The 23767-nt window shown below is 64.6% G+C and carries 19 protein-coding genes, 1 tRNA gene and 1 pseudogene; 11 read left to right on the top strand and 10 right to left on the bottom strand.

Annotated elements, in window-relative coordinates; genetic code table 11:
* The first annotated feature begins 28 nt into the window (after positions 1–28).
* From IE071_RS02945 to IE071_RS02955, 3 genes are all read left to right on the top strand, one after another.
* A complete protein-coding gene (locus IE071_RS02945) occupies positions 29–619 on the top strand; it encodes a response regulator (RefSeq protein ID WP_189439672.1) in 591 nt (196 codons plus the stop codon).
* A 63-nt stretch (positions 620–682) separates the two neighbouring features.
* Positions 683–1081 (top strand): RNA-binding S4 domain-containing protein, encoded by a 399-nt coding sequence (locus IE071_RS02950; RefSeq protein ID WP_189439673.1) that lies wholly within the window; start codon positions 683–685, stop codon positions 1079–1081.
* Between the two features lie 94 nt (positions 1082–1175).
* On the top strand, positions 1176–1820 hold the full coding sequence (locus IE071_RS02955; protein ID WP_189439674.1) for a response regulator: 645 nt from the start codon (positions 1176–1178) through the stop codon (positions 1818–1820).
* Between the two features lie 56 nt (positions 1821–1876).
* On the opposite strand, the gene IE071_RS02960 is transcribed toward IE071_RS02955, so the two are convergent.
* The gene (locus IE071_RS02960; protein ID WP_189439675.1) at positions 1877–3319 is read right to left on the bottom strand and encodes a catalase; all 1443 of its coding nucleotides are present in this window, start codon (positions 3317–3319) and stop codon (positions 1877–1879) included.
* Between the two features lie 410 nt (positions 3320–3729).
* On the opposite strand from IE071_RS02960, the gene IE071_RS02965 reads away from it, so the two are divergent.
* Positions 3730–4077 (top strand): hypothetical protein, encoded by a 348-nt coding sequence (locus IE071_RS02965; protein ID WP_189439676.1) that lies wholly within the window; start codon positions 3730–3732, stop codon positions 4075–4077.
* Between the two features lie 252 nt (positions 4078–4329).
* Here the strand turns inward: IE071_RS02965 and IE071_RS02970 are convergent, their stop codons facing one another.
* Entirely contained in the window at positions 4330–4806 is a 477-nt protein-coding gene (locus IE071_RS02970) for an Lrp/AsnC family transcriptional regulator (protein ID WP_189439677.1), read from the bottom strand.
* Positions 4807–4900: 94 nt separating this feature from the next.
* On the opposite strand from IE071_RS02970, the gene IE071_RS02975 reads away from it, so the two are divergent.
* The gene (locus tag IE071_RS02975) at positions 4901–6085 is read left to right on the top strand and encodes a trans-sulfuration enzyme family protein (RefSeq protein WP_189439678.1); all 1185 of its coding nucleotides are present in this window, start codon (positions 4901–4903) and stop codon (positions 6083–6085) included.
* Positions 6086–6150: 65 nt separating this feature from the next.
* Here the strand turns inward: IE071_RS02975 and mutS are convergent, their stop codons facing one another.
* Complete coding sequence (gene mutS / locus IE071_RS02980; RefSeq protein ID WP_189439679.1) at positions 6151–8727, bottom strand: DNA mismatch repair protein MutS; 2577 nt, start codon at positions 8725–8727, stop codon at positions 6151–6153.
* A gap of 84 nt (positions 8728–8811) precedes the next feature.
* On the opposite strand from mutS, the gene IE071_RS02985 reads away from it, so the two are divergent.
* The 6 genes and pseudogenes from IE071_RS02985 to IE071_RS03010 all read left to right on the top strand — a co-directional run bounded on the left by IE071_RS02985 (position 8812) and on the right by IE071_RS03010 (position 14294).
* Positions 8812–9321, top strand: coding sequence for a CinA family protein (locus IE071_RS02985; RefSeq protein WP_189439680.1), 510 nt, complete (start codon positions 8812–8814; stop codon positions 9319–9321).
* Positions 9322–9456: 135 nt separating this feature from the next.
* Positions 9457–10364, top strand: a pseudogene (gene recA / locus IE071_RS15960) (recombinase RecA).
* Positions 10365–10396: 32 nt separating this feature from the next.
* The gene (locus tag IE071_RS02995) at positions 10397–10936 is read left to right on the top strand and encodes a regulatory protein RecX (protein ID WP_189439681.1); all 540 of its coding nucleotides are present in this window, start codon (positions 10397–10399) and stop codon (positions 10934–10936) included.
* A gap of 84 nt (positions 10937–11020) precedes the next feature.
* Positions 11021–13648, top strand: a complete 2628-nt coding sequence (alaS, locus tag IE071_RS03000) for an alanine--tRNA ligase (RefSeq protein WP_189439682.1) — start codon at positions 11021–11023, stop codon at positions 13646–13648.
* Between the two features lie 272 nt (positions 13649–13920).
* Positions 13921–14124 (top strand): carbon storage regulator CsrA, encoded by a 204-nt coding sequence (gene csrA / locus IE071_RS03005; protein ID WP_189439683.1) that lies wholly within the window; start codon positions 13921–13923, stop codon positions 14122–14124.
* A 77-nt stretch (positions 14125–14201) separates the two neighbouring features.
* A tRNA-Ser gene (locus IE071_RS03010) sits at positions 14202–14294 on the top strand.
* A gap of 313 nt (positions 14295–14607) precedes the next feature.
* Here IE071_RS03010 and IE071_RS03015 read toward each other — a convergent pair.
* The 7 genes from IE071_RS03015 to IE071_RS03045 form a co-directional block, all read right to left on the bottom strand.
* Positions 14608–15336, bottom strand: a complete 729-nt coding sequence (locus tag IE071_RS03015; protein WP_189439684.1) for a UDP-2,3-diacylglucosamine diphosphatase — start codon at positions 15334–15336, stop codon at positions 14608–14610.
* An 8-nt stretch (positions 15337–15344) separates the two neighbouring features.
* Positions 15345–16049 carry a peptidylprolyl isomerase gene (locus tag IE071_RS03020; protein ID WP_189439685.1) on the bottom strand — a complete coding sequence of 235 codons (705 nt, stop codon included), beginning with the start codon at positions 16047–16049 and terminating at the stop codon, positions 15345–15347.
* Positions 16050–16120: 71 nt separating this feature from the next.
* Positions 16121–17641 (bottom strand): Ppx/GppA phosphatase family protein, encoded by a 1521-nt coding sequence (locus tag IE071_RS03025; RefSeq protein ID WP_189439686.1) that lies wholly within the window; start codon positions 17639–17641, stop codon positions 16121–16123.
* A gap of 67 nt (positions 17642–17708) precedes the next feature.
* On the bottom strand, positions 17709–19802 hold the full coding sequence (gene ppk1 / locus IE071_RS03030) for a polyphosphate kinase 1 (protein WP_189439687.1): 2094 nt from the start codon (positions 19800–19802) through the stop codon (positions 17709–17711).
* Positions 19803–19850: 48 nt separating this feature from the next.
* Positions 19851–21119, bottom strand: coding sequence for a phosphate regulon sensor histidine kinase PhoR (gene phoR / locus IE071_RS03035; protein ID WP_189439688.1), 1269 nt, complete (start codon positions 21117–21119; stop codon positions 19851–19853).
* Between the two features lie 79 nt (positions 21120–21198).
* A complete protein-coding gene (phoB, locus tag IE071_RS03040; RefSeq protein ID WP_189439689.1) occupies positions 21199–21888 on the bottom strand; it encodes a phosphate regulon transcriptional regulator PhoB in 690 nt (229 codons plus the stop codon).
* A 91-nt stretch (positions 21889–21979) separates the two neighbouring features.
* The gene (locus tag IE071_RS03045) at positions 21980–23707 is read right to left on the bottom strand and encodes a beta-barrel assembly-enhancing protease (RefSeq protein WP_189439690.1); all 1728 of its coding nucleotides are present in this window, start codon (positions 23705–23707) and stop codon (positions 21980–21982) included.
* Positions 23708–23767: the final 60 nt, after the last annotated feature.

Raw genomic sequence — 23767 nt, forward strand, 5'->3', positions numbered from 1 at the left:
TGGATTCTCAGGGGCGGGGGCTCGTGTCATGGCAGGTTTCGAACTGATCCGGCGGTTCTTCGGGAACGAGCCTGGTGAGCGCCGTGCGGCACCCCGCAGCGGCGTGCCCAAGGGCGCCTGGGTGTTGGTGGTGGACGATTCGGCCACCATCCGCGCGGTGCTCGGCAAGATGCTGAGCCAGGATGGCCATGTGGTGCTGAAGGCGCCGGATGGCGAAACCGCGATTGAGATGGCCCGCAAGGAAAAGCCGGACCTGATCTTTCTCGATATCGTGATGCCCGGCATGAACGGTTTCGCGGTGCTGCGCGCCTTGCGGCGCGAGCCGCAGACGCACGACATCCCGATCGTGATGATCAGCGGCAACCTGCAGGCGACCGAGCAGTTCTACGTGCAACGCTTCGGTGCCGACGATTTCATGAAGAAGCCGTTCGGTCGGGGCGAGGTGTTTGCGCGCATCCAGCATCTGACGCAAAGCGGGCGGCTGGTGGTGCGTGAGCGCACCGCGGAGGACGTCGTGCCGACCGTGCCGGAGCATACCGAGGCCGAACACGCGGCGATTCCGGACATCGCGATGCCGGATCCGCACGACATGGTCGTGCCGCCCGCAGAACCATCCTGACCGGCGCGGCTGCACGGACTCGGTACGTGCGAACGTTGCCGTGATGACACGATAATCACGTCGATGAACAAGCCGCCAGTCAATCCGGTCACCGATCTGCGCGCCGACCAATGGCTGTGGGCAGCGCGCTTCTTCAAGACCCGCAGCCTGGCCAAGCAGGCGATCGATGGCGGCAAAATCGAGGTCAACGAGGCTGGCTGCAAGCCGGCTAAGGCATTGCATGTCGGCGACATGCTGCGGATCTCGCGCGGCGAGGAGCGGCTGGAAGTCGAGGTGCTGGGCTTGTCCGACAAGCGCGGTCCGGCCAGTGTGGCGCAGACGCTGTATCGCGAGACCGAGACCAGCCGCGTGGCGCGGGAAGCCGCGCAGCAGCAACACCAGCTGATCGGCGCAAGCGGCCCGTTGAAACGCCCGGACAAGCATGCGCGACGCGATCTGCGGCGATTGAAGGACGCGCGCTGAGCAGTGCATCGCAGATTGGCCGGCCGATCTGCGGGAACATCCACGCCAATCCAAGGGGACTGCGCCTGTGCATCCCCACGACCCGGGGTGTGGCATGGACGGATTCGCGCGGATGGCCGGCGGCATCGGCTTTATCAAGCGTCTGCTCGGCAACACGGATGGCGAACAGCCTTCGGTGCCGCACGTGCAGACCGCACAGGGTGCACGCATGCTGGTGGTCGACGATTCGCCCACGATCTGCGCCGTGCTCGGCAAGATGCTGGGCCATGAAGGTTACGCCGTGTCGAAGGCGACCGATGGCGAGAGCGCGATCCAGCTGGCGCGCGACGAACAGCCGGCGCTGATCTTTCTCGACATCGTCTTGCCCGGCATGAACGGTTTCGCGGTGCTGCGCGCACTGCGCCACGACCCGCTGACTCAACACATTCCCATCGTGATGATCAGCGGCAACCAGCAGGCGACCGAGCAGTTCTACGTGCAGCGCTTCGGCGCGGACGACTTCATGAAGAAGCCGTTCGGCCGTGACGAGGTGTGCAAACGCATTGAGCAGCTCGTGCTGTCGGGGCGGCTGGCCGTGCGCAAGCCGTCGGAACCGGTGAGCGTGCCGCTGCTTGAATTGTCCGAGGAGGCTCTGGCTGCGATTCCAGATATCGCGATGCCTTATGCGGATGAGGTACACGCGATTGCTCCGTCCCCGCGGCCTCGTCCCGGCCTGCAGATGGCACATAGCGTGTATTGAGTGTTCGTGGTGCGAGCCACGCAGGAGTTTCCTCCGGCGTGGCCGGTATCTACGGCTCAGTTCTGAATGCCCAGTGCTTTGGCCACGCCGGCCGCGTAAGCCGGATCAGCTTTGGCGAAGTGACCGAGTTGGCGCCGCACGATCTCTTCCGGCACACCCTGCATCGCTGCTGCGATATTGCTGAACAGCTGCTGCTTCTGGTCCGTGCTCATCAACCGGAACAGATCGCCGGGTTGCTTGTAGTCGTCATTGCCGACGCGATGATCGTAGCGGTCGGCGTCGCCGGAGATTTTCAGCGGTGGCTCCTTGACCAATGGATCCTCGACCGGTCCGCCGAACGAGTTCGGCTCATAGTTCACGCCGCCGCCGCCGTTGTCGCCGTAGCGCATCGATCCGTCGCGCGCATAGTTGTGCACCGGGCAGCGTGGCTGGTTCACCGGCAGCTGGTCATGGTTCGCACCGAGCCGGTAACGCGCCGCGTCGGCATAGGAAAAGATGCGGAACTGCAGCACCTTGTCCGGCGAGAAACCGATGCCCGCTACCACGTTGGCCGGCGAGAAGCTGGACTGCTCGACCTGGGCGAAATAGTTGTCCGGGTTGCGGTTCAATTCCATCACACCGACTTCGATCAGCGGGTAATCCTTGTGCGGCCATACCTTGGTCAGGTCGAACGGGTTGTACGAGGTTTTCTCCGCGTCGGCCTCCGGCATGATCTGCACGTACAGCGTCCACTTCGGGAAATCCTTGCGTTCGATCGCCTCGTACAGGTCGCGCTGGTGCGATTCGCGATCTTCGCCGATCAGTTTGGCCGACTCGGCATTGGTGATGTTCTTGATGCCTTGCTGGGTCTTGAAGTGGAACTTCACCCAGTAGCGCTCACCGGCGTTGTTCCAGAAGCTGAAGGTATGACTGCCGAAGCCGTGCATGTGGCGCAGGCTGGCCGGGATGCCGCGGTCGCTCATCAAGGTGGTGACCTGGTGCAGCGATTCGGGCGACAGTGACCAGTAGTCCCACATCGCGGTGGCGTTGCGCATATTGGTGCGTGGGTCGCGCTTCTGCGTGTGGATGAAGTCGGGGAACTTGTACGGGTCACGGATGAAAAACACCGGCGTGTTGTTGCCGACCAGATCCCAGTTGCCTTCCTCGGTATAGAACTTCAGCGCGAAGCCGCGCACGTCGCGTTCGGCATCCGCCGCGCCGCGCTCGCCGGCCACGGTGGAGAAGCGCGCCAGCATCGGCGTCTGCGTGCCGGGCCTGAACACCTTGGCGCGGGTGTACTTCGTGATGTCGTGGGTGATGGTGAGCGTGCCGAACGCAGCCGAGGCCTTCGCATGCACCACGCGCTCGGGGATGCGCTCACGGTTGAAGTGGGCATGCTTCTCGAACAGCTGGTGATCCTGCACCAGCAGCGGACCGCGCGGGCCGGCGGTAAGGCTGTTCTGGTTGTCGGCCAGCGGCGTGCCGGCGTCGGTGGTCAGGGTCTTGCGATCGTGGCTCATGGGCGGCTCCTGCTCGGTGGGGACTTCCTGCAAGGTACGCCCAGCCATGCATCGAGGGAATTCGATTGTGTGGATGCTTGCGATAGCCGGCGACTATCGGGAATGCGTCGTTGGCATCCTGATCTGGTCCAGGCGGCAGACGCGCGCGGTGCAACGATGACTGAACAGATGCCCACATCGGCGCGGCGACGGTCAACGCGATTCACGGCGATGCCGTTCCTCGCATTGTGCCAGCCAGACGATGACGATCTGGATCAATGCGGGGGAAGGGGGTTTCCTTGTTCGATCGCGAATGATTCAGCGTGCGAGTGTCGGTCATGGTGCACGGATGCCGTGTTTTTGCTGGGGCGCCGGTGCGGTTCTCTCCGAAACAAGTCCAGTCCTGCCAACTACTCAACGAGGCTCTACTCATGAATGCAAAGACGACTTTCCGCAACAGCTTGATCGGCCTGCTGCTGTCCGCCGCGCTCGCTTCCGGTGCCGCGATGGCACAGACCGATGTACCAGGCCATCCGCGCGTCAATGAAGTCAACAACCGCCTTGAGAACCAGCAGGATCGCATCCAGGCAGGTGTGAAGGATGGTCAGCTCAATGCCAAGCAGGCAACGCGCGACGAAACCCGCGACAACAATATCGCTGCGCGCGAAAGCGCGGATCAAGCCAAGCACAACGGTCATCTGACCAAGCGCGAACAGCGCAACCTCAACAAGTCGTTGAACAAGGACAGCCGCAACATTCATCGTCAGCGCAAGAACTGATCGAATCTGCAAGCGGCGATGGACTTGCCGCTTGTACGATCATTCGAAGCCTCCCCGCTTGTGCGGGGAGGCTTTTTGATGCGTGCCGTTGGGTGACACCAGCGCTAATGGATTAGAGTTTTCCGAGTTGCTTCAGCCGATACGGTATGTCCAGCGTTTCGTGAGGGATCAACGTATCGAGGTCGATTTCGTCCGTGCGCTTTGCATCATCGCGGACCTTCGTGGCTACAAGGGCGCGATGCCGGGAGCTACTCACTCATCGTCCTCTGCCCGGTAGATCGGCACGTCGGGATTGCGGCGAAAGGTGAAGATCAGGCTGGTCTCGATATGCGCTACTTCCGGGCGCGTGGTGAATGCGTCCAGCGCGAAGTCGCGCAGGTGGTCGCTGTCGGCTACCGCCACATGCAGCAGGTAATCGTTGGCACCGGCGACGTGATAGAACGCCAGCACCTCGCGCATGGTCAGCAGATAGGCATGAAACGCATCCAGATCCTCGCGCGAATGCCGCGCCAGCCGCACACTGATCATTGCCTGCAGACCGATGCCGACCGCCGCCGGCGCGATCTCCGCGTGGTAACCGGTGATGGCGCCGTGCTCGCGCAACCGGCGCACCCGTTCCAGTGCGGTCGACGGCGCCACGCCGACGCGTTCGGCCAGATTCTTGTTCGGCAGCCGTGCGTTCTTTCGCAACTCGCGCAGTATCGCGAAGTCAATTCGGTCTAGGCGCATAAAATGGCTCTTATCGAAATAAAATTCGGAAGGTGATTTTTAGTATGGGGATTGATTCTAGTATCAGGCAATTCTTTCGAATGGAACTGGAATCATGGCACGTCCTGAAACGCTCGGTGTCCACGCCGGCCGCGAAGACTTTTCCGAGTTGGGTGTGCATGCGCCGCCGCTGGATCTGTCCACCACCTATCCGGTGCGCGACCTCGACGAAGGCACGACCAGCTTCGACGCGCTGGTCGGCGGCGCGGCCACGGCGGCCAATCCGATCTATGCGCGGCTGCACAATCCCACCGTGGCGCGTTTTGAAAACGCGCTGGCGCAGTTGGAGGGCACGACCGACGCGGTGGCGTTTGGTTCGGGCATGGCCGCCATGTCGGCGTGCCTGCTGGCCGCCGGCCAGCGCGGCAAGCATGTGCTGGCGGTGCGTCCGCTATACGGCACCAACGATCATCTGCTGAACTCGGGCCTGCTCGGCATCCGCACGCGCTGGGTCCGGCCGGAGGAGGTGGCCGGAGCGATCGATACCGACACCGCGCTGGTGATCATCGAGACACCGGCCAATCCGACGCTGGATCTGATCGACATCGCCGCGGTGGTGAAAGCGGCCGGTGCCGTACCGGTGCTGGTGGATTCCACCTTCGCCACGCCAGTGCTGCAGCAGCCGGCGACGCTCGGAGCAACCCTGGTGCTGCACAGCGCGACCAAGTTTCTTGGTGGCCATGGCGACGTGATCGCCGGGGTGGTGGCCTGCAATGCCGACTGGGCGGTAGCCTTGCGCCAGGTGCGTGCGGCCACCGGCGGCCTGCTGCATCCGCTCGGTGCGTATCTGCTGCATCGTGGCCTGCCGACGCTGTCGTTGCGCGTGCTGAAGGCGCAGGAGAACGCGCAGATCCTGGCCGAACGGCTGGCCGCGCACGCGATGGTGGCGAAGGTCAGCTATCCCGGCCTCGGTACGGTGGCCAATGCCCACCTGGTGGGTACGCAGATGCGAGGACCGGGCAGCCTGATGGCATTTGAGATGTGCGGCGGCCATGCGGCAGCGGCGAGGGTCATGGCGGCCGTGAAACTGGCCACGCCGGCGGTGAGCCTGGGTTCGGTCGATACCTTGATCCAGCATCCGGCCGGGCTGACTCACCGCGTGGTGGATGCTGCCACGCAGGCGCAGCACGGCATCACGCCGGGCTTGCTGCGGTTGTCGGTCGGCATCGAGCATGTCGAGGACCTGTGGAGCGACCTCAGTCAGGCATTGGATGCAGCTCGGCTCAGCGCCGCGGCCTGAACCCCGGCGGGCGTTGGTGGCATGGTGCGGCGGCACGGATCAGGTATGCGCTGCCCACCAGCTTTTCAGGCCAGCGCCTTGAGCTGGTACAGCGCCTCCAGCGCCTCGCGCGGGGTCAGGGCATCCGGGGCGATCGCTTCGAGAGCTCGCTCCACGGCAGAAGGAACGGAGGGTGCGAACAGGCCCAGTTGGGGCGAACTCTCGGCCAGGGATTTCCCCGTCGACGCGTGCTGATGCATGCCGCGTTCGAGTTCTGCCAGCGTGCGCCTCGCATCGGCGATCACCGATTTCGGAAGCCCTGCGAGCGCGGCCACCTGCAGGCCGAAGCTGCGGTTGGCCGGGCCGTCCTTCACGGCGTGCATGAACACCAGTTGCTCGCCGTATTCCACCGCGTCCAGGTGCACGTTCGCGATGGTCGAATACTCGTTGGCCAGCTCGGTCAGCTCGAAGTAGTGGGTCGCGAACAAGGTATAGGCGCGACTGTTGCGCGCCAGATGCACGGCGGCGGCACGCGCCAGCGACAGGCCGTCGTAGGTGCTGGTGCCGCGGCCGACTTCGTCCATCAGCACCAGGCTATGTTCGGTGGCGTTGTGCAGGATGTTCGCCGTCTCGCTCATCTCCACCATGAAGGTGGACTGGCCGCGCGACAGATCGTCGCCGGCACCGATGCGGGTGAACACACGATCGATCGGACCGATCACGGCACGTGATGCGGGTATGTAGCTACCGATATGCGCGAGCAGCACGATCAGCGCGTTCTGCCGCATGTAGGTGGACTTGCCGCCCATGTTCGGACCGGTGATGACCAGCATGCGGCGGCCATCATCGAGGGCGAGGTCGTTCGGCTCGAACGGTTCGTCGCGCACTTTCTCGACCACCGGATGACGGCCGCGTTCGATCGCGATACCAGGCTCGTCGGTGAGTTCCGGCGCAGCCCAGTCCAGCGCTTCGGCACGCTCGGCCAGGGTGGCGAGTACGTCGAGTTCGGCCATTGCGGCGGCGGCGGCTTTCAATGGCTCGAGTTTTTCGGTGAGTGTGTCGAGCAGCGCTTCGTACAGCGCGCGCTCGCGCATCAGCGAGCGCTCCTTCGCCGACAGCACCTTGTCCTCGAACGTCTTCAGTTCTTCGGTGATGTAGCGCTCGGCATTCTTCGTGGTCTGCCGGCGCGTGTAATGCGTGGGTGCCTTGTCGGACTGACCCTTGCTGATCTCGATGTAGTAGCCGTGCACGCGGTTGTAGCCGACCTTCAGCGTGCTGATGCCGCTGGCAGCCTTCTCGCGTTCCTCCAGTTCGACCAGATACTGATCGGCATGGGTGGACAGGCGACGTAGTTCGTCGAGCTCCGTGTCGTAACCGTCGGCGACCACACCGCCATCGCGCTGCAGTACCGGCGGCTGCGCCACGATGGCGCGGGCGAGCAGGGCGACCGAGTCGGCGTGATCACCGATGCGTTCGACCAGGGTGTGCAGCAGCGGGCTGTCCAGCGTGGCGATCTGCTCGCGCAACATCGGCGCGGCGGCAAGACCGTCGCGCAAGGTGGACAGGTCGCGTGGCCGAGCCGAACGCAGCGCCACGCGGGCGAGGATGCGCTCAAGGTCACCGATGCCGCGCAGCTGTTCACGCAGCGATTCGTAGCGACGGCTGTCGATCAGCGTGCCGATCGCCTGATGGCGCTGGCGCAGCAACTCGCGCGAGCGCAGCGGCCGATTCAGCCAGCGACGCAGCAGGCGCGCACCCATCGGCGTCACCGTTTCGTCGAGCACGCCGAGCAAAGTGTGTTCAGTGCGACCACTGGGATGGGTGTCCAGTTCCAGGTTGCGCCGGGTGGCAGCGTCCAGCGCGATCGTCTCGCTGGCGCTTTCCACCGCCATACCGGTGAGATGCGGTAGTGCGCTCTTCTGGGTTTCCTCGACATAGCCGAGCAGGCAGCCGGCCGCGGCGGTGGCGAGCGACAGGTTGTCCACGCCGAAACCGCCGAGATCGCGGGTGCCGAAGAAGCGGTTCAGCTCGCGCTTCGCCGCATCGCTGTCGAAGTGCCACGGCGGTCGCTTGCGCAGGCCGGGCAGGCTGCTGACCAGTTTCGGCCACGCGACACTTTCGTCGACCAGAGTCTCGGCCGGTTGCAACCGGGCCAGTTCGGCGGCCAGCGTTTCGGCATTCGGCACTTCACTGAGCAGGAAGCGACCACTGGACAGGTCGACCCAGGCGAGACCGTACGCACCATTCGATCCCGCCGCGATCGCCAGCAGCAGGTTGTCGCGACGTTCTTCCAGCAGTGCGGCATCGGTCACCGTGCCCGGCGTGACGATGCGCACCACCTTGCGCTCGACGATGCCCTTGGCCAACGCCGGATCGCCGATTTGCTCGCAGATCGCCACCGATTCGCCGAGGCGCACCAGCCGTGCCAGATAATTTTCTGCTGCGTGGTATGGCACGCCAGCCATCGGGATCGGCGCACCACCCGATTGCCCGCGCTGGGTCAGCGTGATGTCGAGCAGTCGTGCCGCCTTGCGTGCGTCGTCATAGAACAGCTCGTAGAAATCGCCCATGCGAAAGAACAGCAACACTTCCGGATGCTCGGCCTTGGCCGAGAGGTACTGGCGCATGAACGGGGTGTGTTTGGTGAGGTCGTCTTGGCTCATGCAGGTCTTGGCGTGGTCGCGCGGAACAGGTAGAACGGTGCCTCTGCGCATGGCGCAAGGTTCATTCAAGTCCGGGAGTCTCGCATGGAGTTGTTGTCCGTTCCTACCGATGTCGAATTGCTGGCGCTGGCTGGCGCGGTCGCGACCGAAGTGCAGCAGCACAGGCTGACCCTGGTCACGGCCGAATCCTGCACCGGTGGTTGGATCGCCAAGACGCTGACCGATCTGCCCGGCAGTTCGGCCTGGTTCGACGCCGGCGTGGTGACCTACAGCTACGAGGCGAAGGAAGCCCTGCTGGGAGTCAACCCGCGCACGCTGGAACATGCCGGCGCTGTCAGCGAAGAAACCGTGCTGGAGATGGTTTCCGGCGCGCTGGCGCGCTTCGGTGCCGGTGTGGCGGTGGCGGTGACCGGCATCGCCGGTCCATCCGGCGGTACGCCGGGCAAGCCGGTTGGTACGGTGTGGATCGGCTGGAAGCGTCGCGGCGGCTACGGCCATGGGCGGCTGTTCCACTTTCCCGGCGATCGTGAGGCGGTGCGGCGACAAACGGTGGCCGCGGCGCTCATCGGTTTGCGCAAAACACTGACGGAATGAGATGGCACGGGCGGTCAGGCTGGCTTGACCGGTATGGGATACTGCCAGCCTGCAAGCGATCCGAGTGATCGCAGCCCGTGAGACCCGATCCGGGCATCATGTTCACCATTCACACCCCAACCGGAATTCAAGACGATGGATGACAACAAGCGCAAGGCACTTACTTCCGCCCTCGGCCAGATCGAAAAGCAGTTCGGCAAGGGCGCGATCATGCGCATGGGCGACCGCGTCAACGAAGCGATCGAAACGGTCTCCACCGGCTCGCTCGGGCTGGATATCGCGCTCGGCGTCGGTGGCCTGCCGCGTGGCCGCGTGGTCGAGATCTACGGCCCGGAATCGTCCGGCAAGACCACCATGACCCTGCAGGCGATCGCCAGCTGCCAGCGCGCCGGTGGCACCGCCGCGTTCATCGATGCCGAGCACGCGCTCGACCCGACCTACGCGGAAAAGCTGGGCGTCAAGGTCGACGACCTGCTGGTGTCGCAACCGGATACCGGCGAGCAGGCGCTGGAAATCGCCGACATGCTGGTGCGTTCGGGCGCGGTCGACATGGTCGTGGTCGACTCGGTCGCCGCACTGACGCCGAAGGCGGAAATCGAGGGCGAGATGGGCGACTCCCACGTCGGCCTGCATGCCCGCCTGATGAGTCAGGCGCTGCGCAAGCTCACCGCCAACATCAAGAAGTCCGGCACCCTGGGAAGGGCGACGAGATCATCGGTTCGGAGACCCGCGTCAAGGTAGTCAAGAACAAGGTAGCGCCGCCATTCCGCCAGTGCGAATTCGAAATCCTGTACGGCGAGGGCACCTCACGCGAAGGCGAGATCATCGAGTTGGGTGTGGCGCAGAACCTGATCGACAAGTCCGGCGCCTGGTACAGCTATAACGGCGACCGCATCGGCCAGGGCAAGGAAAACGTGCGCCAGTTCCTGCGCGACAACCCGGCGATCGCCAACGAGATCGACAAGCAGTTGCGCGAGCGCCTGCTGGTGCCGGTCGGCAAGCCTGCCGCCGCCGCGCCGGAAGAGGCGCTCGAGGAAGCGTGAGCCGTGACGGCTAGCTGTCTCCTGAGCAAAGCATGGCCCGGCTCGCCCGGGCCATGTCCGTTTGCATGGCCATGAAACGCCCGCCCGGCAAGGACGACCCGGTCAAGCCGAAGCGCAGCGCCTACGACAAGGCGCTCGGGCTGCTCGCCCGCCGCGAGCACTCGCGCAGGGAGCTGAAAACCAAGCTGCGCCAGGGCGGCTACGAAGGCGAGGAAACCAGCGAGGCGATCGACCGCCTCGGCGAACAGCAATACCAGGATGACGACCGCTTCGGCGAAGTGCTGCTGCGCAGCCGGATCGCCCAGGGCTACGGCCCGATGCGATTGCGGATGGAGCTGAAAACCCACGGTTTGTCCGACGCGCGTATCCGCGAACTGCTGGACGCGGCCGAGGTCGACTGGGACGCTTCCGCCGCCACCCAGCTGCGCCGCCGCTATGGCAAGGCCGGTGTGGCCGATGCTGCCGAGCGTACCCGCAGGGCGCAATTCCTCTTGCGCCGCGGCTTTGCCGCCGCCACAGTACGGAATGTTACCCACGCCGATGTGGACGAAGCCGACGACGATGTTTCCTGAAACCCATCACCCAGGGGTGATGGATGGACTGATCGAGTGGCTGGGCCGCGGTGTGGCCATCTAACGCCAGCCACCATGATCCGCATGAAAACCTCCGAAATCCGCGCCACTTTCCTCGACTACTTTCGCTCCAAGGGCCACACCATCGTGCCGTCCAGCTCGCTGGTGCCGGCCAGCGACCCGACCCTGTTGTTCACCAACTCGGGCATGGTGCAGTTCAAGAACGTGTTTCTCGGCAGCGAGAAGCCGGGCTACGTGCGCGCAGCCGACGTGCAGCGCTGCCTGCGTGCCGGCGGCAAGCACAACGATCTGGATGCGGTGGGCTATACCGCACGCCATCACACGTTTTTCGAGATGCTCGGCAACTGGTCGTTCGGCGACTACTTCAAGCGCGACGCGATCATCTATGCATGGGAGCTGTTGACCGGCGTGTTCAAGCTGCCGGCGGACAAGCTGTGGGTCACCGTCTACCACACCGACGACGAAGCATTCGACATCTGGAACAAGGAAGTCGGCGTGCCGGCCGAGCGGATCGTGCGCATCGGCGACAACAAGGGCGCACCGTTCGCTTCCGACAATTTCTGGCAGATGGCCGACACCGGCCCGTGCGGCCCGTGCACCGAGATCTTCTTCGACCACGGTGCCGAGATCGCCGGTGGGCCGCCCGGTTCGCCGGACGAGGATGGCGACCGCTACATCGAGATATGGAACCTGGTGTTCATGCAGTTCGACCGCGCGCCCGACGGCACGCTGAGCCCGCTGCCGGCACCGTGTGTGGATACCGGCATGGGCCTGGAGCGCCTTGCTGCAGTCTTGCAGCACGTGCATTCCAATTACGAGATCGATCTGTTCGCGCACCTGATTCGCGTGGCGGGCGAGCTCACCGGTATGAAAGATCTGGCGAACAAGTCGCTGCGCGTGATCGCCGACCATATACGCGCCTGTTCCTTCCTGATCGTCGACGGCGTGCTGCCGTCCAACGAAGGTCGCGGTTACGTGTTGCGCCGGATCATCCGCCGCGCCTTGCGGCATGGCTGGATGCTCGGCGTGCGCGGCGATTTCTTCTGGAAGATGGTTGCCCCGTTGGTCGAGGAAATGGGTGTGGCGTATCCCGAGCTGTCGGCGAAACAGGCCTTCGTTGAGGAAGCGCTGCGCACCGAAGAACAGCGCTTCGGCGAGACGCTGGAGCACGGCATGCGGCTGTTCGACGAGGTCGCTGGAAAATCCGGCAAGATCATTCCCGGCGCAGATGCGTTCCGCCTGTACGACACCTACGGTTTTCCAGTCGACCTCACTGCCGACATCGCACGTGAACGCGGACTGGAAGTCGACATGGACGGCTTCGATCGGTCCATGAACGAGCAGCGCGAGCGCGCTCGCGCCGCCGGTCGCTTCGAGGCCAAGGGCCAGATGCCGGCCGAGCTGGCCAGTCAGCTTAAGCCCACGGTCTTTCTCGGTTACGAAGCGCTGCACAGCCACGGCAGCAAGCTGCTTGGCATCGTGCGTGGCGGCAAGCAGGTCGATCAGCTCGGCGAGGGCGAGGAAGGTCTGCTGATCCTCGACCGCACACCGTTCTACGCCGAGTCGGGTGGGCAGGTCGGCGATACCGGCGAGCTGATCACCAAGGCTGGTCGATTCGAAGTCGATGACACCTTGAAGATGGGCGGCGTGTTCTTCGGTCATGCCGGTCGCTGGCAGGGCGCACAGCCGCTGCGCACCGGCGATATCGTCGAGGCCAGCGTGGATGCTCCGCGCCGGCAGGCGATCGTGCTCAATCATTCGGCCACCCATTTGCTGCATGCAGCACTGCGCAAGGTGCTGGGCGATCATGTGACCCAGAAGGGATCGCTGGTTGCGCCCGAACGTCTGCGTTTCGACTTCTCGCATTTCAAGCCGATGAGCCACGACGAGCTGGCCCAGGTCGAGGCGATGGTGAATGCCGAAGTGCGCCGCAATGCGGCCGCCGAAGTGCACAACATGGGGTACGACAAGGCGATCGAGTTCGGTGCGATGGCGCTGTTCGGCGAGAAGTACGGCGACGAAGTGCGCGTGCTGAAGATGGGCGAGTTCTCCACGGAATTGTGTGGTGGCACCCACATCGGTCGCACGGGCGATATCGGCTTGTTCAAGATCACCAGCGAAGCTGGCGTAGCTTCCGGCGTGCGCCGAATCGAGGCCGTCACGGGCATCGGCGCACTAGCGCATGTGGATGATGAAGAGCGTCGTCTCGGCGAGCTGTCGCAACTGCTTTCCAGCAGCGGTGACGATGCTGTGGAAAAGTTGCGCCAGCTGTTCGACAAGCAGAAAAAACTCGAACGCGAACTGGACTCGCTGCGCAGCAAGGCTGCCGGTTCTGCCACCGTTGATCTGGCCGGTTCGGCCAAAGATGTCGGCGGCATCAAGGTGGTCGCTGCACGACTAGAGGGGCTCGACGCCAAGTCGCTGCGTGACAGCGTGGATCAGCTCAAGCAACAGCTCGGAGATTGCGTGATCCTGCTGGCCGGCGCGGCGGATGGCCGCGTCTCGTTGATCGCCGGTGTACACGGCAACGCACTCGGCCGGGTCAAGGCCGGCAGTGTGGTGGCACATGTCGCCGCGCAGATCGATGGGAAGGGTGGCGGTCGTCCGGACATGGCCCAGGGCGGCGGGTCGGATACCCCGAATCTGCCGGCCATTCTGGCCGCGTTGCCGGAGTGGATTTCAGCCCAATAAGTGGGCTCAGATAAAGCCTGTACATGCCATGTGTCACGATCCCGACGCATTGCGCAGGTGAATCAGGCTCAGTTACTATCGACCAAGTGTCGGTGCGATCGGTAACGATAGTGCCGCCAGTCAGGACGCTCAGGAGTGTTTTGGCTGTGAGCCGGGAAGGCGGTAGGGCCTTCGATGGATCAATCGTCGAACTGTGGACGGACGGCAGCTCAGGGGTGAGGCGCCGTCAGCCACAGGCCTATGACCAACAGCATTTATGGAGAGCAGCAATCATGTTGATTCTGACCCGCAGGGTCGGTGAAACCCTGATGATCGGCGACGAGGTGACCGTCACCGTTCTTGGCGTGAAAGGCAACCAGGTACGTATCGGCATCAACGCACCGAAAACCGTTGCGGTTCATCGTGAAGAAATCTATCAGCGGATCAAGGGCGAACACGAAGCCGGCAGCACGCCTGACGAGTCCGCCGAACACTAATTCGTGAATTAAGCCTTTACCTCGACCTCGCCGGTCAGTATCCTTGCCGGCTCCGCAGCGATGCGGAAACAAACCCCGGAGAGATGCCCGAGTGGCCGAAGGGGCTCCCCTGCTAAGGGAGTATAGGGTCAAAAGCCTTATCGAGGGTTCGAATCCCTCTCTCTCCGCCAGATACGCAAAACGCCCCCACGTGGGGCGTTTTGCGTATCTGGCGGAGAGACGGTGGTGGACGAACCCAAGTGGGTTCGACGAATTTGTCAGGAAAAAATTCGGACAGCCGCAGGCTGGCCCCGGAGCGCGCAGCGCGGAGGGGTGAGGCCCATGGATGGGCCGAACAATCCCTCGCAAGCCCCACGACACCTTGCCGCTCATCGAAGACGTTTCATTACGCTCCAAACGTCGATTCACTCGAGAGCTGGTGGGTAGCATTCGTTTTATGAAGCGTATCGATCAGCTTCCCGACGTCGCGCAAACAGCAGCGCTCTACCCAACCGCCAACCCACGCAATTCAACCCCGTCCTTGTCCACCCGCAACACCGACCCCTGCTCATACCAATCCCCCAGCACGATCCGCTCGGCCGCTTTCCCATCCAGCTCGAACGCATGCACCGCCGGCCGATGCGTATGCCCATGGATCAGCCGCGTCACGCTGGCCTCGCGCATGGCTTCGGCCACGGCATCACCGTTCACGTCCATGATGCTTTCCATCGTGCTGCCGGTGTGCGCCTTGCTGTCTTCACGTGCCTTCGCCGCAAACGCGCGACGCGCTTCCAGCGGCATCGACAGGATCTGCTTTTGCCACGCGGGATTGCGCACTTGCTGGCGCACGGCTTGGTAAGCGACGTCGTCGGTGCACAGCACGTCGCCGTGCATCAGCAAGGTGGCGCGACCGTGGATGTCATGCACGGTGCCATCTTCGAGCAGGGTCAAGCCGGCGCGTTCGGCGAATGCCTCGCCGAGCAGGAAGTCGCGGTTGCCGACCATGAAATACACCGGCACGCCGGCGTCGCGCACGGCGCGAGTGGCGGCGGCGATGCGTCGCGGCAGTTCGGCGTCATCGTCGTCGCCGATCCATGCTTCGACCAGATCGCCCAGGATGTATAGCGCGTCGGCGTGACGGACTTCGTCGCTGGCCAGATAGTTCTCGAATAGATCCGTGATCTGCGGCCGACTGGGATCCAGATGCAGGTCGGAGATGAACAGCGTGGCCATCGCGCCCATCAACCCTTGCTTGCCGGTTTGGTGGCTTTCTTGGGCGCGGGCTTGGTCGTTGTGGACGTGGCCTTGGCCGGCGCGCTGGGGGCGGGCACATGGGTTTCCTCGCCGACGACGTTGGCGCTTTCGATCAATACCAGCGGATTGGGCACGTCACCGGCGAACGGGCCGAGCGCGCGCGTGGGCAGGGCGGCGATCTTGTCGACCACGTCCATGCCCCGGATCACTTTGCCGAATACGGCATAGCCCCAAGTCAGACCGCTCTGGTTGCCGACGAAATCGAGTCGGCGGTTGTCGACCAGGTTGAAGAAGAACTGCGCGGTGCCGGAATTCGGATCGGCACCGCGGGCCACCGCCAGCGTACCGCGCAGATTGGACAGGCCGTTGTCGGCCTCGCTGGACACGGCCGGACGCGTGCGTCGGGGCTGCAGGTCGCGGGTGTACAGGCCGCCCTGCACCAAGTAGCCGGGAATGGCCCGATGCATCAGGGTGCCGTCGTAAAACCCGTCGCGCACGTACTGCAGGAAATTCGCCACGCTCTTCGGCGCCTTGTCCGGATACAGCTCCACCGTGATGTCGCCTTGCGAGGTGCGCAGCAGCACCTGCGGTGGTGGCGTGGCGGCAGCGGCTGCCGGCGCCGGCTTGACGGTTTGTGCCGTCAGCGTCAGCGGCAGGATCAGGAGCAGGGTGGCGAGCAGGGATTTCAACATGGGCGTCAAACTGGTTTGGGCGTCCGCGCATGATACGCGGCCACGGCGAGAGCTGGCTTGCCGGGTTGAGACTATCCGCTGCTGATGAGGTCCAGCTTCAGGCCCAGTTCGGCCATCGGCGACTGCTCCTGCTGCAGGTCGGCCTCGGTGAGGGGGTGCTGCTCGAACCAGGCCAGTGGCAGGCTCAGGCGCAGCGATTTGCTGCTGGCGGCGAGCCGCATCTGCGGTAGCGACTCGGCCCGACGGGCACGCCGGAACAGCACGGCCAGGCGCAGCAGCGCCGTGGTATAGCGGGCCAGCTGGCGGTAGCGCTGCGGCAGCGCAGCGACCATCGCCTTGTCCGGTTTGCGCCGGTGCATTTCGACCACCGCGGCCAGCAGCTGCTGTTCCTGCCGCGAGAAGCCGGCCAGGTCGGCATGACGCAGGATGTAGGCACCGTGATGGTGATGCTGGCTGTGCGCGATGGCGAGGCCGATTTCATGCACCCGCGAAGCCCACGACAGCCACTCGCGCGCATCCGCGTCCAGCTTCCATGTGCGTGCGACCTGGTCGAACAACATCAGCGCGGTCGATTCCACCCGACGCGCCTGGGCGCGATCCACGCCGTAGCGGGTGGCCAGTGCGTCGATGCTGGCGGTGCGCGGATCGCTGCCGCCGGCGCGGCCGAGCAGATCCCACAGCAGGCCTTCGCGCATCGAACTTTCGCATACACGCAGTCGCTCGATGCCGAGCGCGGCGAACGCGGCCTCGAAGATCACCACGCCACCGGCGATCACCGGCGCGCGATCCTCGATCAGACCCGGCAGTTTGAGCGTGCCGATCTGGCCCTGCTCGATCAGCGCGTCGCGGAGCGAGGCGAGCGAGGCCGGGGTGATGCCGTCATCGGAGAATTTCATCGCCTGCACGACGGCGCCGATCGACTTGGCGGTGCCAGAGGAGCCGTACGCATCCTGCCAGCCGGATTCGCGGTAGTCCTCGGCAAACTGCTGCAGCAACACGCCGATTTCGCTGCGTGCGTGCTGCCAGCGCTTGCGGGTGAGCTTGCCACCGGGAAAGAAACGCAAGGTCGAGGCGATGCAGCCGGCCTGCACGCTTTCGGTGTGCAGCGGCGCCAGACCACGGCCGATGATGAATTCGGTGCTGCCGCCACCGACGTCGATCACCAGTCGCGGCTCGCGCGAGGCGGGCAGGTCGTGGGCGGCGCCGAGAAAGATCAGGCGGCCTTCCTCGCGGCCGGACACCACTTCGATCGGATGTCCGAGCGCGGCCTCGGCGGCGGTCAGGAATGTCTGTGGCGAAGCGAGTCGGCGCACGGTATTGGTGGCCACCGCGCGTACCCGGATCGAGGGCAGGCCGGCGATGCGCTGGCCGAACCGGGCCAGGCAGGCCATCGCGCGGGCACGCCGCTCGGCGTCCAGGGTACCGTCGGCGCGCAGGCCGGCGGCCATGCGCACGGTGTCGCGCAGTCGGTCGATCACCCGCGGTTCGCCGTGTTCCATGCGCGCTACCACCATGTGGAAGCTGTTCGAGCCCATGTCCACCGCGGCGATCAGCTCGCCATCACGGATCGGTGTGTGTTCGGATGGACTCACGCCCACGCTCCCGCAATGACGAAGTGCGGATTCTCGCATGCACGTGTGAGGCTGAGGCGAAGCCGGTTCACTGGCAGAACCTGTCGAGCAGGCCTTGCTGCGCGCTGTAGGGTGGATTCTCGCCCGGCTCCGCGCGCGCATAACGGCCGTCACTGCCGAGCAGCCACGCCTGGGTGTTGTCGGCCAGCCCGTTGGCCAGGGTTTCCTCGAACACCCGCGCTGCGAGTTCCGGATCGAGGATCGGGAAGGCCACCTCGATCCGTCGCATCAGGTTGCGCTCCATCCAGTCGGCGCTGGCGCAATACAGCTCCGGATCGCCGTCGTTGGCGAACCAGTACACCCGGCTGTGTTCGAGAAAGCGGCCCACGATCGAGCGCACGCGGATGCGTTCGGAAATGCCGGGCAGGCCCGGGCGCAACGTGCAGGCACCGCGCACGATCAGGTCGATCTCCACACCAGCCTGCGAGGCGCGGTACAGCGCTTCGATCACGTGAGCCTCGTTCAAGGCATTGAGCTTGGCCACGATGCGTGCGGGCCGGCCGGCTTGGGCGTGCGCGGTCTCACGCTCGATCTTGGCAAGCACGCTCGGGTACAGCGTGAACGGCGAATGCAGCAACCGCTTCAGCTCGATCATCGGGCCCAGTCCGGACAATTGCTGGAACACCTTGTGCAGGTCCTCGCCGATCTCGGGATTCGCCGTCATCAGACCGATGTCGGTATACATGCGGCTGTTGGCCTGGTGGTAATTGCCGGTGGACAGATGCACATAGCGGCGCAGCGTGTCGCCTTCGCGCCGCACGATCAGCATCATCTTGGCGTGGGTCTTGTAACCGACCACGCCGTAGACCACCTGCACGCCGGCTTCCTGCAACCGCGTGGCGAGGCGGATATTGGCCTCCTCGTCGAAACGCGCACGCAATTCGATCACCACGGTGACGTCCTTGCCGTTGCGCGCAGCCTCCACCAGCAAACCAACCAGCGGAGTGTCCTCACCCGCGCGGTACAGTGTCTGCTTGATCGCCAGCACCTGCGGGTCGGCGGTGGCTTGGCGCAGCAGGTCGATCACCGCGGCGAAGCTCTGGTACGGGTGATGCAGCAGCACGTCGCGCTGGCCGATCAGGTCGAACTTGTTGCGGGCGCTTTCCAGCGCTGGCGGCAACTGCGAATTGAAACGCGGGAATTTCAGTTCCGGCCGATCCAGCCAGTCGTAAATCAGCCCTGCACGGATGATGTTGACCGGACCGTCGCAGCGATACACGTCGGTTTCTTCCAGCTGGAAGTTCTCGATCAGCATCGTGGTGATCGCCTTCGGGCAATCGTTGGCGATTTCCAGTCGCACCGGACGCGCGTAGCCGCGGCCGATCAGTTCCTCGCTGAGCGCGAGCGCGAGGTTTTCCACCTCGGCTTCCTCGACGATCAGTTCGCTGTTGCGGGTGACCCGGAACTGGTACGAACCGACCACCTTGAGGCCGGGAAACATCAGGTCGACGAACGCCTGCAGCAGTTCGGCCAGGAACACGAAATGCTCGCCCGGACCGCTGACCTCGGCCGGCACGCGGATGATTCGTGGCAGCGAACGCGGCGCGCGCACCAGCGCCATGTGCCCTTCGTGCCCGAACGCGTCGCGACCTTTCAGCACGACGGCGATGTTCAGCGTCTTGTTGAGGATGCGCGGAAACGGATGTGCCGGGTCCAGCCCCAACGGCGACAGTACCGGCAGCACTTCATGCTCGAAATAGCCCTGCAGCCAGCGCCGCTGGCGCGGAGTCCAGTGCTTGCGTGTGAGGATGTGAACCTGCTCGGCATCGAGCTGCGGGCTGATCTGCTCCTGCCATGCGGCGTACTGCTCGGCGACCAGGTCCAGCACGCGGCTGCGGATCCGTGCCAGCAACTCGCCGGAGGGAATGCCGTCCGGTCCCGGCGCGGCCGAGCCGTAGGCGTGGTGATGCTTGAGCATCGCCACCCGCACCTCGAAGAATTCATCGAGGTTGTTGGCGACGATGCTGAGGTAGCGCAGCCGTTCCAGCAGTGGCACGGCAGGGTCGCGCGCCATCGCCAGCACACGGAAGTTGAATTCCAGCGCGGCCAGCTCGCGGCTGAGATAAAGGCCGGGAGCGGTCAGATCGGGTTCGCTGGGAAGGGCAGGCGAGGGATGATGCATGCTGCATTCTGGCCCATGGAGCGGGCCAAGGAAACGCCGACGCGGGCCTCAACCTTCGTCGCTGCCACCGGCAGTCAGCAAGCGTGCATGACCGAAGTGGCAGGCGAAGGTGGAGCCGACGCCCGGCGCACTCTCGATCTGCAACTGCGCCTGATGCAGGTTCAGCACGTGCTTGACGATCGACAGGCCCAGCCCGGTGCCGCCACTGTCGCGCGAACGGCTGGAGGAAATTCGATAGAAACGTTCGGTGAGTCGGGCCAGGTGCGTGGCCGGAATGCCGAAACCGGTATCGCTGACCGAATACACCGCGCCGTCGGCTTCGCGCTGCCAGCGGATCGTGATGCTGCCGCCGGCCGGCGTGTAGCGCACCGCGTTGCTGACCAGGTTCGACAGCGCGCTGTGCAGATCTTTCGGCGAGCCGAGCAGGTCTGCCTCGGCGGTGGACTCGAGCAGGATCCGGTGACGGCCCTGACTGAGTGCCTCGGCTTCCTTGCGCACGGTCGCCAGCAGCGACGCCATCGGCACCCGTTCGTCGGCAACCTGATGCTGGGTTTCCAGCCGCGACAGGGTCAGCAGATCCTCGACGATCTGGCCCATCCGTTTCGACTGCGCGCGCATCTCGCTCAGCACCGGTGCCAGTTCGGGCACATCCTCTGGATCGATCAGTTCGAGATAACCGTGGATTACGGTCAGCGGCGTGCGCAATTCGTGCGAGACATTCGCCACGAAGTCGCGGCGGATCTGTTCGAGCCGGTTCAGATGGCTGATGTCACGCGCCAGCAGCAACTGCTCGTGGTCGCCGAACGGCAGCATGCTGACATTGAGCTGGCTGTCCGCCTGTCCGGGTGCGGTTGCATCGTTGAGCGGCTCGTGCGCACCATCGCGCAACCATGGGGCCAGTTCCGAGCCAGCCATCCGTTGCTGCAGCAGCACCCCGCGATCCTGTGGCCGGCGCAGTCCCAACAGGGCTTCGGCGGCGTGGTTGAACCAGCGTATCTGTTGCTGCTGATCGATCAGCACCACCGCATCCGGCAATTGGCTGGCGGCATTGCGCAGATCGCGCAGGTTGGAGGCGATGCGACGGGAACGCGTCATGAAACGGTCATGCTGGAGAGGGCTGACGGCAGCCGGTGTGGTCATCATGAGCTGCGTTTGATGACGGATCCGAGTCAGCAGCAAGACGACTTCGGCCAGCGCGACCAGCGCAACGCCGGTCGCGACATGGCCGCCGACAAACCAGCCCAGCGCGGCGCCGACGAGCAGGGCGGCTGCGAGAGCAGCAGGCAATTTCCAGGGCGGCGTTGCGGGCTGGATCATTCAGGGGTGGCGCGGCGGCGCTTGGGGGCAAGCTGCCAGCATCGGCAAAAGCTGGCGCCGCCGCAAGCGCGAGGCCGGCTCAAACGCTGATCGAGAAGCGGTAACCGGTGCCGCGCACGGTCTGCACCAGGTCGTCGAGCTTCCACGGTTCCAGCGTCTTGCGCAGGCGCCGGATGTGCACGTCGACGGTGCGCTCTTCCACGTACACGCTGCCGCCCCAGACATGGTCGAGCAGTTGCGTGCGCGAATAGACGCGCTCGGCATGGGTCATGAAGAAATACAGCAGGCGGTACTCGGTCGGCCCGATCGGCACCGGATCGTCGCCGGCGAACACGCGGTGCGCCGGGCCGTCGATGCGCAAGCCACCGGCCTCGACCATGCCGGAGCCGTCGTCGCCATGACTGCGTCGCAGCACCGCCTTGATCCGTGCGATCAACTCGCGGGTCGAGAAGGGTTTGACCACGTAATCGTCGACACCGGCTTCCAGCCCGTTGACGCGGTCCATTTCTTCGCCCCGCGCGGTCAGCATGATGATCGGGATTTCGCGGCTGAGCTCTTCCTTGCGCAAGCGTCGGGCCAGCTCCAGCCCGCTGGTGCCGGGCAGCATCCAGTCGAGCAGGATCAGGTCGGGCACCTGCTCGGCGATCGCCAGCTGGGCGGCGCGCGCATCAGCCGCCTGCATCGCGTCCATGCCGGCTTTGCGCAGGGCAAAGGCGATCATTTCGCGAATCGATGTCTCGTCTTCAACGATCAGGATGCGTTTGTGCACGCCGTGGTCTGCCGGTGGCTTATGACGGGGATATTGCAACGGATGAATGTTACGCGTCCATGACACCGGGCAGGTGTGGCGGGCTCGATGTTCACCCGTGCGGCTGGCTGGCGTCGAAGGGCGTCGTGCCGGAGCCCGTGTCGGCCGGGCCGGCACTGATGCCGAAGCATAGCCGTCCGCTGCAACTGTCGTGCGACTGCAGCTGCTGCTTGCCGTCGGGGTTGTCGTCGGTCTGGATCTTGCGTTTGTGCAGTTCCAGCACCAGCGGGGTCAGTTCGGCGATGCGCGCCTGGATGCGCACACGTGCGTAGTAATCCAGGTCGTTGCGCTTGAGCAGGCGTTTGAGTTGCTCCATCGCGTCGAACGGACGGCCGGAGTAGTAGCTGGCATCGGCGAAAGCTTCGCCGGCACGCACGCTGTCGCCGGCCTTGTCGTTGGCGCGGGCGTAGGTGCTGTAGATCGCGGGTTCGCTGGCATTGTCCAGCAGCGGCCGCAACAGGTTCGTGGCGAGACGCGCCTGCTCCTTGTCGCCGTCGGCGGTAAGTGCCTGGGCGTAGGCAAGCGCCACGGCACGGTTGCGCGGCGACTGCGTATTCAGTGCGCTGTAGAGGGCCAGCGCGGCAGCCCGTTGCCCGGCTTGCAGGCGGGCGTCGGCCAGCGCCAGTTTCAGGATCAGGTTGTCCGGCGTGGATTGCAGCAACGGCTGCAACTGCTCGATCGCCTGTGCGCCACGACCGCTGCGGATGAGCGCCAGCGCATAGCCGTAGTGGTTCGCTGGCGTGTCGAAGCCACGCTGATGTTGCAGGCTGGAGCCGTAGTAGATGGCCAGCTTGGGGGCATCACCTGCCAGCACGCGCACGCGTTCGCGCATCAGCGCATAGGTGTTCAGGTTGCCGCTCTTCGGTGTCGTTACCAGCACCGTGGGGTCTTTCACGAACAGCATCGGTGCCGTGCTCTTTTCCCATTGCAGCTTGTCCATGCCGGAGCCGGACGGGCGCAGCTTCTGTGCAGCAATCAGCGCGCCGGCACGCGCCTTGGCGTCGCTGATCCGCATCGTCGTCACCGGGTGGGTCTGCAGCAGGGCCGGTACGTCCTCGCCACCGGCGCCGGCGCTCATGGCGTCTTCCATGCGCTCGAAAAAGTTGGCCATCGCGTTGGGATCGTAGCCGGCATTGGCCAGCGTCTGGATGCCGACGCGGTCGGCTTCGACTTCGTCTTTCCGGGTGAAGTTGATCGACTTCTGTGCGAGCAGGCCCTGACCACCGGCCAGCACCGCCATCGGCGCGTCGCCGCTGTGGCTGCCGGCACCGGCGGCGATCGCGCCAAGCAGGACCAAGGCCATCAGCGGTGCGTCCTTCCTGGAATCCTCGAATGCACGCTGCAGGTGGTTCTGCGTGATATGGCCGATCTCGTGGGCGATCACGCCGGCCAGCTCGCTTTCGTTCTGGGTAATCGTCAGCAGCCCGGAATTCACCGCGATGTAGCCACCAGGTGCGGCAAACGCATTGATCTCCGGGTCCTTGACGATGAAGAACGCGTAGTGATCCTTCGGCTTGTCGCAGTTGGCGACTAGGCGGTAGCCGAGATCGTTGATGTAGTCGTCCAGCAGCGGATCGTCCACCACCATGTCCAGCGCGCGCATCTGGCGCAGCATCGAGGCGCCGTAATCCTGCGCTTCCTGCGGCGAGATCAGCGCGTTCGCCGAACTGCCCAGATCCGGCAGGCGCACGTCCTGCTGCGCACCGGCAGTACAGGACAGTGCGGCGCAGAGCAGGGCCGTCAGCAGGCGCGGGGCGGGTCGTCGTGGTGTCATGGTCATGGGTAAGCGACAATAGCACTGTGACCGTGCTTCGCCGCTTCTGTTCAGTGCGGCCGGGCC

Origin of the sequence: Rhodanobacter panaciterrae, assembly GCF_014651895.1 — a bacterium.
Taxonomy (GTDB): domain Bacteria; phylum Pseudomonadota; class Gammaproteobacteria; order Xanthomonadales; family Rhodanobacteraceae; genus Rhodanobacter; species Rhodanobacter panaciterrae.